This window comes from Streptacidiphilus jeojiense (assembly GCF_000719095.1).
GTDB lineage: Bacteria > Actinomycetota > Actinomycetes > Streptomycetales > Streptomycetaceae > Streptacidiphilus > Streptacidiphilus jeojiensis.
Genome location: NZ_JOEH01000017.1, coordinates 114,308 through 127,962, shown reverse-complemented (window position 1 = coordinate 127,962; position 13,655 = coordinate 114,308). Strand labels below are relative to the sequence as shown.

22 protein-coding genes are annotated in these 13,655 nt (G+C 69.0%); 9 read left to right on the top strand and 13 right to left on the bottom strand.

All coding sequences use genetic code 11. The annotated features are described in order from the left end of the window. Positions 1-24: 24 nt before the first annotated feature. From IF29_RS0123195 to IF29_RS0123165, 7 genes are all read right to left on the bottom strand, one after another. Positions 25-1,665: a molybdopterin-dependent oxidoreductase gene (locus tag IF29_RS0123195; protein ID WP_084714809.1), complete on the bottom strand. Its 1,641-nt coding sequence runs from the start codon at positions 1,663-1,665 to the stop codon at positions 25-27. After that, entirely contained in the window at positions 1,616-2,176 is a 561-nt protein-coding gene (locus IF29_RS46220; RefSeq protein ID WP_198037536.1) for a hypothetical protein, read from the bottom strand. The genes IF29_RS0123195 and IF29_RS46220 overlap by 50 nt, the downstream gene beginning before the upstream one ends. Positions 2,177-2,208: 32 nt before the next feature. After that, positions 2,209-3,309 carry a molybdopterin-dependent oxidoreductase gene (locus tag IF29_RS0123185; RefSeq protein WP_030258189.1) on the bottom strand — a complete coding sequence of 367 codons (1,101 nt, stop codon included), beginning with the start codon at positions 3,307-3,309 and terminating at the stop codon, positions 2,209-2,211. Between the two features lie 222 nt (positions 3,310-3,531). Next, positions 3,532-3,858 carry an STAS domain-containing protein gene (locus IF29_RS0123180; protein WP_063757577.1) on the bottom strand — a complete coding sequence of 109 codons (327 nt, stop codon included), beginning with the start codon at positions 3,856-3,858 and terminating at the stop codon, positions 3,532-3,534. Between the two features lie 144 nt (positions 3,859-4,002). Further along, positions 4,003-4,200, bottom strand: coding sequence for a hypothetical protein (locus tag IF29_RS46215; protein WP_157623891.1), 198 nt, complete (start codon positions 4,198-4,200; stop codon positions 4,003-4,005). A gap of 55 nt (positions 4,201-4,255) precedes the next feature. Continuing rightward, positions 4,256-4,627, bottom strand: a complete 372-nt coding sequence (locus tag IF29_RS0123170) for a VOC family protein (RefSeq protein ID WP_030258185.1) — start codon at positions 4,625-4,627, stop codon at positions 4,256-4,258. A gap of 36 nt (positions 4,628-4,663) precedes the next feature. After that, the gene (locus IF29_RS0123165) at positions 4,664-5,239 is read right to left on the bottom strand and encodes a hypothetical protein (RefSeq protein ID WP_157623890.1); all 576 of its coding nucleotides are present in this window, start codon (positions 5,237-5,239) and stop codon (positions 4,664-4,666) included. 125 nt (positions 5,240-5,364) lie between these two features. Between IF29_RS0123165 and IF29_RS0123160 the strand changes: the two genes are divergently transcribed. Next, entirely contained in the window at positions 5,365-5,685 is a 321-nt protein-coding gene (locus tag IF29_RS0123160; protein WP_157623889.1) for a hypothetical protein, read from the top strand. Positions 5,686-5,745: 60 nt separating this feature from the next. Here IF29_RS0123160 and IF29_RS0123155 read toward each other — a convergent pair whose 3' ends face one another. Continuing rightward, positions 5,746-6,192: a lamin tail domain-containing protein gene (locus tag IF29_RS0123155; RefSeq protein ID WP_030258180.1), complete on the bottom strand. Its 447-nt coding sequence runs from the start codon at positions 6,190-6,192 to the stop codon at positions 5,746-5,748. A gap of 289 nt (positions 6,193-6,481) precedes the next feature. Here IF29_RS0123155 and IF29_RS0123150 point away from each other — a divergent pair, with 289 nt between their 5' ends. Then, on the top strand, positions 6,482-6,814 hold the full coding sequence (locus IF29_RS0123150; protein ID WP_157623888.1) for a hypothetical protein: 333 nt from the start codon (positions 6,482-6,484) through the stop codon (positions 6,812-6,814). 55 nt (positions 6,815-6,869) lie between these two features. Here IF29_RS0123150 and IF29_RS0123145 read toward each other — a convergent pair whose 3' ends face one another. From IF29_RS0123145 to IF29_RS0123130, 4 genes are all read right to left on the bottom strand, one after another. Next, positions 6,870-7,124 (bottom strand): hypothetical protein, encoded by a 255-nt coding sequence (locus IF29_RS0123145; RefSeq protein ID WP_030258175.1) that lies wholly within the window; start codon positions 7,122-7,124, stop codon positions 6,870-6,872. A gap of 146 nt (positions 7,125-7,270) precedes the next feature. Beyond that, positions 7,271-7,510: a hypothetical protein gene (locus tag IF29_RS0123140; RefSeq protein ID WP_030258173.1), complete on the bottom strand. Its 240-nt coding sequence runs from the start codon at positions 7,508-7,510 to the stop codon at positions 7,271-7,273. A gap of 207 nt (positions 7,511-7,717) precedes the next feature. Further along, the gene (locus tag IF29_RS0123135) at positions 7,718-8,155 is read right to left on the bottom strand and encodes a DUF732 domain-containing protein (RefSeq protein WP_030258170.1); all 438 of its coding nucleotides are present in this window, start codon (positions 8,153-8,155) and stop codon (positions 7,718-7,720) included. A gap of 28 nt (positions 8,156-8,183) precedes the next feature. Further along, positions 8,184-8,438 (bottom strand): hypothetical protein, encoded by a 255-nt coding sequence (locus IF29_RS0123130; RefSeq protein WP_157623887.1) that lies wholly within the window; start codon positions 8,436-8,438, stop codon positions 8,184-8,186. A gap of 110 nt (positions 8,439-8,548) precedes the next feature. Here IF29_RS0123130 and IF29_RS46210 point away from each other — a divergent pair, with 110 nt between their 5' ends. The 4 genes from IF29_RS46210 (at position 8,549) to IF29_RS0123100 (ending at position 10,806) form a co-directional block, all read left to right on the top strand. Continuing rightward, on the top strand, positions 8,549-9,034 hold the full coding sequence (locus tag IF29_RS46210; RefSeq protein WP_157623886.1) for a hypothetical protein: 486 nt from the start codon (positions 8,549-8,551) through the stop codon (positions 9,032-9,034). A 413-nt stretch (positions 9,035-9,447) separates the two neighbouring features. Continuing rightward, complete coding sequence (locus IF29_RS0123115; RefSeq protein ID WP_051725766.1) at positions 9,448-9,927, top strand: hypothetical protein; 480 nt, start codon at positions 9,448-9,450, stop codon at positions 9,925-9,927. 168 nt (positions 9,928-10,095) lie between these two features. Beyond that, positions 10,096-10,326, top strand: a complete 231-nt coding sequence (locus IF29_RS46205) for a hypothetical protein (RefSeq protein ID WP_157623885.1) — start codon at positions 10,096-10,098, stop codon at positions 10,324-10,326. Positions 10,327-10,536: 210 nt separating this feature from the next. Next, positions 10,537-10,806, top strand: coding sequence for a hypothetical protein (locus tag IF29_RS0123100; protein WP_051725764.1), 270 nt, complete (start codon positions 10,537-10,539; stop codon positions 10,804-10,806). Positions 10,807-11,476: 670 nt separating this feature from the next. Here the strand turns inward: IF29_RS0123100 and IF29_RS0123095 are convergent. Then, a complete protein-coding gene (locus IF29_RS0123095) occupies positions 11,477-11,833 on the bottom strand; it encodes a hypothetical protein (protein ID WP_157623884.1) in 357 nt (118 codons plus the stop codon). 177 nt (positions 11,834-12,010) lie between these two features. On the opposite strand from IF29_RS0123095, the gene IF29_RS0123090 reads away from it, so the two are divergent. From IF29_RS0123090 to IF29_RS0123080, 3 genes are read left to right on the top strand one after another with little or no spacing between them, the layout of a single operon-like run. Further along, entirely contained in the window at positions 12,011-12,211 is a 201-nt protein-coding gene (locus IF29_RS0123090) for a hypothetical protein (protein WP_030258152.1), read from the top strand. A gap of 1 nt (position 12,212) precedes the next feature. Next, positions 12,213-12,740, top strand: a complete 528-nt coding sequence (locus IF29_RS0123085) for a DUF6879 family protein (protein WP_030258148.1) — start codon at positions 12,213-12,215, stop codon at positions 12,738-12,740. Continuing rightward, a complete protein-coding gene (locus IF29_RS0123080) occupies positions 12,737-13,579 on the top strand; it encodes a helix-turn-helix domain-containing protein (RefSeq protein WP_030258145.1) in 843 nt (280 codons plus the stop codon). Before IF29_RS0123085 ends, IF29_RS0123080 begins: the two co-directional genes overlap by 4 nt. Positions 13,580-13,655 lie beyond the last annotated feature (76 nt).

The window sequence follows — 13,655 nt, the reverse complement described above, 5'->3', positions numbered from 1 at the left end:
TACAGAAGGATTTTTGGGGTTTCGTCAGCCAACGCTGACGACCACCGAGTGCCAGCCGGTCGCGCCGTTCGGAACCGTTCCGACACGCTGGTCGGTCTGCGTGTATCCGGTGCGGTCGGTCGCCCGCACCTCGAGGGTGTGCGAGCCCGGGGTGGCCGGCCATCGCCAGACCCACTGCCGCCAGGTGTCCGTGGTGTCCTCGGCCGCGAGGTCGGCGGTGTGCCAGGGGCCGCCGTCCACCCGTACCTCGACCCGGTCGACGCCCCGGTGCTGCGCCCAGGCGACCCCGGCCACCGCCACAGCCCCCTCGGCCGCGCCGATCTGCGCGAACGGCTTGGGGGTGTCGATCCTGGACTCGGTCTTGATCGGGGCCTGCGGCGACCAGCCGCGGCGCACCCAGTAGGCGTCGTAGTCCGAGAAGCTGGTCAGCTCCAGATCCCTGAGCCACTTGCAGGCCGACACGTAGCCGTACAGGCCGGGGACCAGCATCCGCACTGGGAAGCCGTGCGCGAAGGGCAGCGGCTCGCCGTTCATCCCCAGGGCCAGCATGGCGTCCCGGCCGTCCATGACGGTCTCCACCGGACTGCCGATCATCATGTCGTCCACCGACCGGGCCAGGAGCTGGTCCGCCGGTCCGCCCCGGGAGGGCGGCCGGACCCCGGCCTCACGCAGCAAGGGCGCCAGCGGGACGCCGATCCAGCGGGCATTGCCCAGGTAAGGGCCGCCGACCTCGTTGGATACGCAGGTCAGGGTGATGTCACGCTCGATCAGGTCGCGGGCGAGCAGATCGTGGTAGCCGAGGTTCAACTCCTTGCTGACGCCCTTCCCGTGGATCCGCAGCCGCCAGGAGTCGGCGTTCACCCGGGGCACCACCAGTGCGGTGTCGACCCGGTAGAAGGACGGGTTGGGCGTGGTGAAGGCGCTGAGCCCGGGCACCTTGAGGTCGACCCCGCGCGGCAGGGCCGCAGCCCGGGACGAAGGCACCGGAAGGGCCACGGCGGCGCGCTCGGCGACGGCCCTGTCCCCGCCGGCGGCGTTGAGGCCGCGCCCGAGTGCCCCCAGTCCCGCCGAGGCCGCCGAAGCGGCGAGCGCCAGCAGGACGAAGCCGCGTCGGTCGAAAGCCCCTTCGGGCGCGACTCCTTCCGCCTCCTGCGCCCCGTCCGGCCCGGCGGACCCGGCGGGCGTCAACCGCCCCGCCAGCAGGTACAGCACCGCCGCCCCGGCCACCGCACCCACCGCGGAGGGCAGCCAGTCGAGACTGCCCGCGTCCGGACGCGAGGCGGCGGCAACGGCGCCGAGCAACCCGAAGAGGAGCACCCCCGCGGCCCCGAGTCGGCGCCACCGCACCGCGACCGCACCGATGGCCATCGCGAAGACGGCGAGCAGCGCCAGGATGCCCAGTTGCAGCATCAGCTTGTCGTTGGTCCCGAAGTGCCGGACCGCGAACTCCTTCACGGCCCCCGGCGTCCGGTCGATGACCGCGCCGCCCACCGCCGTGACCGGACCCGCCTGCTGTCGCACCGGGACCGAAGCCAGTTCCGCGACCGCCAACGCGGTGAAGCCCGCCACCAAACCGCTCAGCGCGCCGAGCCCGACCCGGAGCAGCCGGGCGGCGCTATGCCAGGTTTGTTGGCTTCTGTCGCGGTTCTCGGTCACGCCTCGCATTCGGACCTGTCGGCCTCCCGGATTGGCCACCGGACCGATCCCCTCCGGATCGGCCGGGTCCTGGTCGACCGGCTCCGGATGGGCCCCTGCCCACTCGACCGCGCCGCCACTGCACCACGACGGCCACCGCCGTCCCGGCGGCCACCGCGGCGAGCAGCAGCAGCCAGTTCCGCAGGTACGGGAGCGGCAGCAGGGTCGGGTTGCCGTTGTGGTCGTGCTCCCGGACCACCGCGGGCAGCCCCACCGCGGCGAGTGCGGCAGACGTCATCAGCCCTGCCGTGACGGCGCCCCGCACCCGGTCCGGCACCACCCGGCCCAGCAGCAGCCCGACCACCAGCACCAGCGGGATCCACACCCCGTCGTGCAGCAGGATCCCGCCCGCCGCCCAGACCAGCACCTGCAGCCGGTGCCCGCTGAGGTACGGCTCGTCCAGCAGGCCCTGGACCCCGAACACCAGCAGGGAGACCCCCGCCACCAGCAGCGCCAGCCGCACCCGTGTCGCCCGGCTCACCCGTGTCGTCCGGCTCACCCGTGTCGCCCGGCTCATCCGAGCACCTCCAGTCGGGACACCCACTTGGTCTGCAGCACGCCCGGCCGGTTCGGCGCGATGATCCGCGCCGGGTACCCGTGGTCGGGCGCCAGCACCTCGCCGTTGACCCGCAGGGCGAGCAGGGTCAGCGGGTCCCGGGCGTAGGACGCCTCCATCTCGGTCGTCGCATAGCCGCCGTAGCGTTCCAGCGACACCACCCGCAGCCGGGCCCCGGCCCGGGCCCCGGCCCGGTCCAGCAGGTCGCGCACCCGCACCCCGGTCCAGTGCGCCGAGGCGCTCCACCCCTCGACGCAGGAGATCGGCAGCAGCGCCGTGTACTGGGGCAGCGCCTCCAGCTCGGCCAGCGTCAGCGTGTACGGGGCCGGGCCGGCCACGGTCAGCCGCCAGCCGGCCGCCCTGACCCCGGCGGTCCCGGCGGCGGCCGCGGTCCGGTTGACCGGCAGGCCCTGCGGCCCGATGTCGGGACGGCGCGGCGCCAGCAGGTCCAGCCGCCGCAGCCAGGGCACCGACTGGCCGGCGGTGACCGCGGTGACCGTCGCCACCGAAACTGCCACCCCGGTCAGGAACGCCCGCCGCCCGGGCACCGGGGCTGCCCTGACCCTGCGCCAGTTCGCGCTGATCTCCGGGTACTTGGCGGCGATGTGGAGCAGCAGCCCGCCCACCGCGATCCAGGCCAGCCAGAAGTGGGTCTGCCGGAACGGGAACGGCCAGGGGTACCACTGCAGCGTGTTCAGCAGCCCGGTGAAGACCTCCAGCAGCGCCGCCCCGAGCAGCAGGACGATGCCCAGCCGCTCCAGCGCGTGCAGCACGCTGCGCACCGGCGGCCAGGCGAACAGCCGGGGATACACCGTCCACAGCTTCGCGCCGAGCAGCGGGATCGCCGCGATGCCGCTGATGACGTGCAGCCCCTGGGTGATCCGGTAGCCGTCGACCGGCCGGCTGGGCAGGTGGTCGCGCAGCCATCCGGGCGGGTCCTGCAGCCCGTGGCTGATCAGGCCGGTCAGGAAGCAGATCACGAAGGCGGCGCCGAGCCACCGTCCGATCACCACGGCGGTGCGCGGTTCGTGCAGCCGGGAACGGAATGCGGACTGCAACCGCGCCGGATGCAGCCCGGGTGGAACCTTGGCGAGAACTGATCTCTGCAGAGTCTGTCTGGACACCTCTCCATGAGACCGCCACGGATCATCGAATCACGTGAACCGCCTGCTTACGGAAGTCCTACGGAGCCGTCGCCGTGCCCGTCAGCCGGCCTGCCGGTCCGCCCGTCCGCGTCCGTCCGCCCGTCCGCGTCCGTCCCCGTCCGTCCGCTGGCCCGCTCACCCGGCGACCCCGAGCACCCGTCCGAGCCCGGTCGCCGCGAGCAGCCGCTCCAGCCGTGCGCCCACCCGTACGAGCCGGAGCGACACACCCTTCTCCGCCGCCCGGTTCCTGGCGTTGAGCAGCGCACTCAGCCCGCTGCTGTCGCAGAACGCGACCAGCGCGACGTCGAGCTCGATCGAGCGCACCAGCGGGTCCACCAGCACCTGCCGCACCACCGGCGCCAGCAGCGGGGACACGGCCAGGTCCAGATCGCCCTCCAACAGGATCTCCACGACGGGACCACCGTCCAGAACCACCACGGCGGTACTCGATCCAGTGCCCATGGCCGCCAGCTCTCCCTGTGTCACACACATGCCGGGCCATCAAGGTAGTTGAAGACAAGACCAGTTGGGCACAACTTCTCCATAATTCACAGGCGGCAATCGCAACAGCACCGGAGCGGCCACCACCGCCGACGGCGCAGCCGCCTACCGCCGGCCGTCGTACGCGGCCAGGTCCAGCCACTCCCAGTCCGTCTCGCCGGGGATGGTCCGCCCGCGCCCGCGCCACTCGGCGACCAGGGCCGCGTACACGGGCTCGTCCGGATCCGCCACGACCCGCCGCGAACGACGGCGCCGCCCGGCGGGCGCGGGAACGGGGGGAGTGGCGGCCAGAGCAGTGTCCATGCCCGAATAAACGATTCAGCACAGCATCGGGACACGCATCCCGCCGAGACAACCGTCAGCCTCGAAGAAGGCAGAAGGGGTGGCCCGCCGGGTCCGCGAAGATCCTCCAACCACGGGGGTCGGCACGGAGCAACGTGGCCCCGAGGGCATTGACCTGCTCCTGGGCGCGCTCGAGGTCGGGAACATCCAGATCCAGATGGAACTGCTGCGGGCGAGCGGCATCGGGCCACCGCGGGGCGTGGTAGTCCTCCACCCGCTGGAACGCGAACACCAGGCCGAACCCCGTGTGCAGAGTCGAGAAGTCGTCACTGACCGCCCACCTGGGATCCGGCTGATCGACCACCCCACCGAGGAGCGCCTCGTAGAACCGGGCCAGTTCGAGGACATCCGGACAGTCCAGAACCACGCACTGCAACGTACCGATCACGGATGTTCCTCCAACCAGGGCTCAGCCGGATCTGACCTAATTCGGGTGGGAGGGGTCGTAGTAGAAGGCCACGGCGGAGGACCCCTGCTCCAGACGGCCTCCCGCGGTGGTGCACCAGGGGGTCGAGAACTGCTCCCAACCCGAGTACATGCCGGAGTGGGCGTTCCGGACGAAGCTGGTGGAGATCTCCAGAGTGCGGGTCTGGCCCGGGTTGAAGAACCCGAGGCCCAGTTGGGCGGTGGTCCAGACCGGGTCGAAGTTCTTCCCGCCGGGGTGCCAGGTGAAGTGGATCTGGTGCCAGCCGCCCTTGTCGACACGCCACCACACGGTGGGCGGAACGGTGCGCCATTTGCCTCCGGCGTCGATGGTGAGGCTGTACTGGGCCCATCGCCGGATGGTGTCCCGGTTCTTGATCGGCGTCCAGACGTCCAGCTTCTGGCCGGCACGGTGGGCATCGGGCACCACGCCGAAGTGGCCGGCAGCCTGGAGACTGCCGTCCCAGCACGCCTGCCTGTAGGCGTGTGCCGTGGCCGCATCGGCGGCAGTGGGCGTGACCGCGAAGGCCGCTGCGACAGCAACGGCCATCGCAGCGGAGCGCGCGATCCTGAACATGGTCCCCCTTGTGTGACTGCTGTGCGGAAGTCAGTGGATCCTAGCGACGCGCCAACCGGCCCTCACCCCAGGGGTCGCAGGCACTACGGTGGCCGGGCGAGATCGGCCATGGGGTTGGGGGCGGAGTGGACAACTGGCCTGACGGACCGGCAGACCCGGAGGCGGCCCGGGAGCGCTACCTGCGAGATCTGCGGGACAACCGACGCCTGCTGCGTGAGGTATTTCGGGCCGACATGCCGGCGGCGCATGTGGGCGCGGGGGCGGTCGTCCTGGTCTCCGTGGTGACGGGGTGCTACGCGGGGCCGTGGTCCGGCGCACTGGTGGCGCTGGGCTTCGTGGCGCTCTTCACCCTGACACTGACGGTGCTCCGGCTGCGCGGACGCCACGGTCGGGATGCCGTACGCAGGGCCTACCTGTTCACCTTCGGCTGGGGCAACTGGCTGTAGGAGTCCACGAGCAGAGCGGCCCCGCCAGGATGGCCGGTGCGGGGCCGCAGGTGGGTCGGGTCAGCAGTTGACCCAGGCGGCCTTGGCGTTGTTGTAGGCGCAGGTGTCCTGCACGGCACCGCTGGCGCGCTTGAGGGTGGCCTTGTCCTTGTCGTTGTTCCAGATGTAGTTGCCGGAGCCCCAGTAGCGGTTGGTGGCGGTGTTGGTGCCGTGTCCGGTGTGGATCGTCACGGACTTGCCCTTGGCCAGGGAGAAGCTGGCGAAGGTGTACTTGTGGTTGGAGGCGTCGACCAGAACCCAGCCCTTGAGGTTGACTGCGGCCCCGGTCGTGTTGGTTATCACGACGTACTCGGCGTTCAGCGACGCATTGCTGCGGGTGTCGCTGCCGGGGCTGTTGTAGTAGATCTTCGTGAGGTGCACGGATCCGGCGGCCTGCGCCGGCACGATCGTGAGCACGGCGGCTGCCGCGGCGAGGGCAGTGGCGGTGAGTGCTGCGGCACGGTTCATGGGGTGGCCTTCGATCGGAACGGGCGCGGACCCGTCGCATCCAGTGTTGCGCCGTGGCCTGCCCCCGGCGAACCGGGCTGTGATCATCGGCGTACGGGCAGCCTTGCAGGTCCGGTCAGGCCCGGGGCATGTGTTGCGGAACGGTGACCTGGAGGTTCGCCGACAGGCGCTTGGAGAACTCGCCCGGCAGTGCCGGGTCGCATCGCCTTGAGCCGCGCGCACCGTGGTCCCTGCAGCCGGAATGGCAGAACTCAGCTGCAAAGCACCGCACTTGCCGCACACTGGCGGGATGGCTGCACCCAAGAAACCGCCGCGCCCGCCGAACGCCGTGGGCCTTCGCATGCGCCTGGACACGTCGGAGTTGCACACCACCGGCTTCAGCCCGGTGCGCACCCCCATCAACGGCGCGCGCCTCCACATCCTGGACGCGTCCGGGCAGTACCTTCCGCTGCCCCGGCCCAAGGGACGCAGAGGGAAGAAGCACGACGGAGACATCACACTGATCCTGGGCGGAAGCAACGGGAAGGTCGCCACCATCCCGGTCAGGGCGGCCCTGGCCGAGGCGACGATCCGATGGGCGGAGGCGTTCACCGCCTGGAACGCCGAGGCCGGTTCCGCCTAGCGAGGGGTGGAAGACGTCGTACGCGGCGACCAGTGTTGACATCGATCACCCCAGGTCAGGATCGTTTCGGGTGTCTGCGCCAGTACAGGCCCACGGCCCCCTCGATGAGCATCAGCACGACGCCGAGCCACACCGCAAAGCGGAACGCCAACCAGTCGACGACGACGACCGCGCCCACCGAGCCGACAGCGACACCCAGGACGACCAGCGCGATCACCACACCGCCCAGGAACTTCTTGGCACCGCTCTTGATGCTCCTGCCCTTCAGCGCCTCGGTCGCGCTGTAGCCCTGCCCCTGATCATCAGTCATAAGCCCCTCCTCAAGGGGATCAAGACTATGCAGCTACCCCGAGCCGACAACAGACCCCCTCATGCTCATGGCAGGCGACCACACACAGCGGGCCAGGGAGGCGGGCAGGGAGAGTTGAACTCCCGACCAGGTCGAGGTGGCTGTGGCTACTGGTGCCGGCCGCGCCGCGCCAGACGCTTCGCCTGCCTGGCCTCGAACCGCATCCCCGGAAACCGGATCAGCAAGCACTCGACGCAGATGCCCGCAACTGCGTACACCCCGGCCATCCACAGCGACGCCGTCCAGGAATGGCCGCCGATGAAGTGCCACACCGGATACAACACCAGCCCGAGAGCCGCCTCGCGGCGGATCCGGAGCAGGACCGATCTGATCTCTCCCCGATTCACGCCCGCAACGTAGCTGCACAACCTGTGCAGTCACACCCCCAGCGATCAAGGAAAGGCAAACGTGATCGCCAAAGCCGCCCGAACCCGCCGAGCACCTACTGTCCTGCTCCGCTTCCCGAACTGTCGGGCGTCCCACCGATGTACGGCCATCGGGACCGCGGCGGTCAAAGGCAAGACACATCCGATGCCTTCGTGCACGCGCGTGGGTCAGCTCGGGTACGGACCAGCGTTCAGTACGGCCGTCTCCCAGTCCTGAACCGCTTTGGTCTTCGCGCACAGCGTTCTGCCACCAGCCGCGTAGCCGATGATGGTCGATCCGTCTCCGCGCGACCAGCCCTCGTGCTCCAGAATCGTCAGCACCTCGGCAGGCGTGTGGCTTGTGAGCGCCGTGCAGACCTCACGGCCAACCGCAATCAGCTTCGCATCACTGATCCGCTGGGGCGAGAACTCGGGAACATCCGTCATGCCGCGGAACAGACTCAGGTACATGGCAATAGCCGTCGAGCTCGTCGCGATGGGGGTGCTCGGCATCGCCTGCGGCGTGGACGAGGCGCTGCCGCAGCTGGTGACGGTCCCGAGGACACCGAGGACCGCAGCCACGATGACGACGGACGCTCTGGCCCTCATCTGCAAGCGCGTTGACATGCCACGAACTGCAGTGCCGGACAACTACTCACCCCAACCGCTGCATACGGCGCTCGGCCTTCTTGGCCTCGGCCTTGGCCCGTAGCGCGACAGCCTTTTCGGACGGCCCGTACGCCCACCACACGTACCCGGCGTACGCGACGCCGACCAGCGTGTACACCGTGAACCCGGGTGTGATGCCCCAGTGCCAGCCCGGCTTGGCCATGTCGGGGACGGTCAACAGGAGGTTGATGCCGACCCAGACAGCGAGAACGATCAGGGCCCTTCTGATGCGCAGTGACATACGCGAACTGTAGGGGCTGATGATCAGCCAGAACAGCGAGAGCAATCACGCTGATCAGGCAAAACCCAGCAAACAGTAACAACACGCGACTCGCGGAGAGTGTGACGTCCATGGCAACCCGCCTGCAGCGCGTCTCGACCAGAACCTCGAAGAAGATCACCGTCACCGTCACCGCCCGCTGTCTCGTGGGTGCGGAAGTGAGCCAGGACCGCCAGGGTGGTGTTCGCGCCGAGAAGGCAGGTGAACCTACCAGCGGAAATCCAAGGTCGGCCCGGCGCGTACGGCGCGCCGGCCTGCGTGTAGGCTCACCGCTTCCAGCGCTACCGAACGGCGCGAACGAACGCCACGAGGCAGCCATGATCAACCGCGTCCCCGAATGGTTGAGACGCTTCGGCCCCCGCTTCGCCTGGATTATCGCCGTTCGCACCGTCTACACGGCGACCCAGAGCAACAACTCGGCTGTCTGTACCGTCGGCATCATCGGCGCGGTTCTGGTCGTCGGCCTCCTGCTCTTCGACCTCTGGGAGCAGTACCACCCGCGTCCGAAGCGCCGCCGGTCACGCGAACACGAGGCCTCCGAGCAGACCGACATCTGACCTCGTGCCCCTATCGGCGGAACTGATCAGGCCATGGCCGCCCGGTCGTCCGCCGGGATCCGGGCCAGCACGGGCTGACCTACACACGTGCCCGCGCCAGGAGATGTGGACCCGACGGTTCGGCACCGCGGCTTGCTTCCGATCGCGACCAGTCCACAGGGCACCACCACGGCTGGCCGGTCCGACCGGGAGACAGCACCGCCGGTGCGAGCCCGAGCGCCGGCGCCTCTGCCTAGCCCTCGGCCTCCACGACCGCCGCGGCCACCACCCCCTCCCCGTCGGCCTCCTCCTCCCTGAGCACCCAACAGCGGCAACAGCTGGCTGCCCAGGCAGACAGCGCGCGGAGCAGCACCCCGGCTGATCCCGCCCTCCGGACCAGCCGCATACTGGGGCGCCGTCTGAGAGGGGGAATCATGGTCGCCACGGTCAGTTTCGTGACCGTCGTGCTGTTCTTCATGGTCGCAACGAGCGCGTTCTCGGTGTATGCGGCGCGGCTCCACTGGATCGGTTCGAGCCGGGCCCCCCGCGTGGCTGCCTTCCGCTATTCGTCGGATCCCTCGGCCGTCAGGGGGCACGAGCGCGGCATCGTTCCCCTTGCTGGTTGGACGACGTGCATGACGCTGGGCCTTCTGCTCACCGCGCTCACTCACTTGGGCCGTGTCGCTATGGGCTTCATCTTCGGGTCGTTCCTGCTGCTGGCGATGTACTTCACGGTGGTGTGGTTCAACTGGCCGAAGTCCATCGTGCCGCCGGGCCGGCGCAGCGAGACCGGCTCGGTCATCGAACGGGTGCGCTGGCGCAGGGACATCCAGATCGGCCTCAAGGAGGCCGCCGAGCGCGATGCCCCCTCGATAGGGAAGGTTATCCACGGTCACGGCGGCGAAGTTACCTGACACGGCCGCCGCGGTGGCGGGTACGAGCAGGTGGCGGGCGTGCCAGCCGAGCAGGAGCAGGCCGAGGGTGACGAGCGTGGAGGGGCGCAGTGCGGGGCGAACATGCATGGCCGTTCCCTTCTGATCCGGGGGTGGTGGTGCCACGGCCGGTGGAGGATGATCTCCGGCGTGAAGAACTGGCTGGTGAGGCGTCGCTGGTGGCAAGAGCTGCTGATTCTGTGGCTGCTGTACGTCGCGGTTATGCCGGCGGTGTCCGTCGTCACCGTGTTCGTACTCGGCTGGAGTTGGACGGACGTGCTGACGGACAGTCCCTACAAATTCGGGATCCTCGCCTTTTCGGTAGCGGCCTTCTCCACGTGCGGTCGTCGGTGGGAGCGCCGCCGTTCGGCTGGCCGCTGACCGGTCGCCTGTGGCCACAAGCGGCTACTCTCGCGGCATGACGCCGGACTCTGACGCCGAGTACGACACAGCCCGGAGGCCCGTGCTGCGGTGAACGCGCAGTCCGCCCGCGACCGGGCCCGGCGCAAGGAGGACACCCAGCGCACCCGGGCGCAGAAGATCCTCGGCAGCGTCAGTTGAGCCCCCGGGTCAGGTCTGGCGGGACAACCTATGCGTGGGATCGGACTGAAGGCGATGAACCGGACTGAATTGAAGGCGATCCTGGAAGCGGAGGGCTTTCCGGTGCAGGCCTACAGTCTGGACGGTGGCCTGCCCGACGAGGCGTACTGCATCGGCCTGGACGGCGACGGGTGGGTGTACTACTACTCGGAACGGGGAGGCCGCTCCGGGCTGCTGTCGTTCCCGGATGAGGCCTCGGCGTGCACGTACCTGCTTGAACGACTGCGCCACGACATAGGCGGCCGGCCGCGACCGCAGTGATACGGGGCGGTGGACCAGCAAGGCCCTGCTCGGCTTCCGGGCTTGCGCGGCTCGGCGTCGCCTTGCCCGCGCCACCAGCCACAGCCACAGCCACAGCCACACGGTGAGACCAAGCAGCCCCGCGGCGAGCGTAAGCGCCATCGTCACCCACGGGGGCCAGCTTGGCACCGGCCTGCGCCCGGCCTACGGGGGTGTTGCCGAACGGTGACCGGGGGTTCGACTTCGCTGCCCTACCTCACGTGGTTGAGGAAGATTTTCGACCCGTCGTGGAACAGAATCGTGGCCCCATGCTCGATGGCGCCGGGCGGGGTCCGCTTCGAGTACGGATCGAGTTCCTGCGACCGCTCTTCTGCACCCCGCCCCGGCCTCCCGAGGGGCAGGCCGAGTTGTCCGAGGCGGGAACTGAGGATTGAGGCTGACGGCGGCTCATCAGGCTTACCGCGCCGGGTGCAGTCCCCAGATCGGACACTCCAGGTCGTGCGGCTCCCCTGCCCTCCGAGCCCGCGGCAGCGGGCGCACACGGGACGGTTGTCGCCGGTGGTGCCGGGCTGGAAGCCCCAGCCGTGGCAGTCGGGGTCGCGGTCAGGGGCGGGCAGGCGCACAGTGAACGAGGTCAGGGGCGAGCGGGTCACTGCCGCGGGTCGTGAAGCCCTTCGGCATCACCTGCTCGCTACTCGACAGCAACTGCCTCGCGCCAGGCGTTGAACGCTACGGCCCATGACAGGGTGCGTTCCGCGAAGTCGGCCTTCACTCTGTGCTGCTTCGTCTCGCCGCTCGGGGTTGAGATCACCACCGACACGATCCCTGTACGCTTCTTCGCGCCCAGAGCGAAGAGACCCACCGTCAAGGCCCGGGTCACCGTCACCCGCCGGCCTGTCTGATCGATGGTCTGCACTACGCAGTCGACGGCGGGGGCGGACCACTTCTGCCAGAGCTGGCCAATGACGAGATTGCCGTCCTTGAGCTTGATCTGCGAGCCGAATGGCGGCCGAGGCGGCTTGGGAGTCTGCATGGCTGGTGTGGTCATCCTGGAACTGTGACGCAAGTCACCATGCCCGCGTACGGAACGTGATGGTTCTGTAACGCTCCAGGAGTCGGTCGAACATCACGCAGGGCTGAGTGCGGCCTTCGCCATCGCCGTGATTCCCGCTACGGTGCGCAGCAGCCCGGTGGCTGATCCGGGATCGAGCGAAAGGTGATCACCATGAAGCTCACGTTCCTCGGCACCACGTCGAACGACGGCGAGTGCCCCACCCTGTACGAGACTGAGACCGGCGACTTCGTCGTGCAGGGCGACCGGCTCACCGACCCGGAAGCCCTGGAGCAGCTGCGCGACGTCAAGGACTCGGAGACCTTCGTCGTCATCCCCCGCGCGCTGCTAACGCGTTTCGCTCCGAGGGCGTGACGTGCCGCAGATCCTCCCCTTCGGCGACATCGTCCACCTGTTCCGCGAATTTGAGCACACTGCTTGGCGGCTGGAGGTCAGGCGCAGCTATGCGGCTGACCTCACCTCCGAGAAGTTCCTCCAGTTCCTGCGCACCGGATCCGTACCAGCCGAGCCTGGGAACGCCTGGCTGCTCAACACCCAGGAGCAGCTCGCCCTGGGCAAGCGATTCGAGCGCGTCCGAGTGGTGGACGACCCGATGACCGACAACCAGCGCTTCCTGCTCGCCAGCGCTGTCGAACGCCCAGAGGACATCCGGATCCTGAGCAGGGCCAAGGCCGAGGCGCTCCAGCTGCCCGAAGCAGACTTCTGGCTGCTCGACTCGAAGATCCTCGCCACGCTGCACTTCGACGGCGAGGACCGCACTATGGGTGTCGAGCTGAGCGAAGAACCGGATCAGGTCCTGCGAGCGTGCCAGATCAGGGACGCTGCATGGCACTACGCAATCCCTGCCAGGGAGTTCGCGGCAACGGTACCTTCACCTGTGTGAGCACCGATTTCCAGCAGGCCAGGGTCACCCTCGGCGCGCGGTTGCTTGAGCTGCGCGCCGAGGCTGGCCTCACTGGCCGGCAGCTCGCCGAACGGCTCGGGTGGACCCAGTCGAAGGTCTCGAAGCTGGAGACCGGCAAGCAGACCGCCACCGTGGAAGACCTGCGCGCCTGGGCTCAGGCTGTCGGTGAGCCTGGCAGCGGTGACGAACTGGTCGCCCGGCTGCGTGGCTTCGAAACCCGGTACCGGACCTGGCGTCGTCAGCTCGCCTCTGGTCATCGCCCCCGGCAGGAGCTCGGCGGTAGCGAGCTCGCCCGCAGCCAAACCGTGCGGTGCTTCGAACCCGCGATCGTCCCTGGTCTGATGCAGACCGCCGACTACGCCCGCCATGTGCTCACCCACAACGCTGAGTTCCGGGAGTCCGTACCGGATACCGAGGATGCCGTGCGCGCCCGCCTGAAGCGGCAGGAAGCCCTCTACGAGCGCGAACGACGCTTCCACTTCCTGATCTGGGAAGCCGCGCTGCACGTGGTCCTCTGCCCTCCCGAGGTGCTGATCCCGCAACTCGACCGCATCGGCGGCCTCATCGGCTTGGACAACGTCTCGGTGGGCATCCTCCCGCTACGCGCACCGATGCGACGCTCACCAGCCCACGGGTTCATGATCTATGACGAGCGGCTCGTCACGGTGGAGACGTTCAACACCGAGATGTGGTTGGACGACACAGCCGACATCCAGCTGTACGACAAGGCATGGTCATGGCTCTCTGACTCCGCGGTCTTCGGCCGTCAGGCACGACGCCTGATCTCCCTGGCGCAGGCCGCTCTTGAGGCTCCGTAAGAATCCTCGCGAAGCAGAGAACCTGCCTGGCGAATATCCGAGAATCAGCCCCCAAAGAGCGAATCGCTCGGCTCTA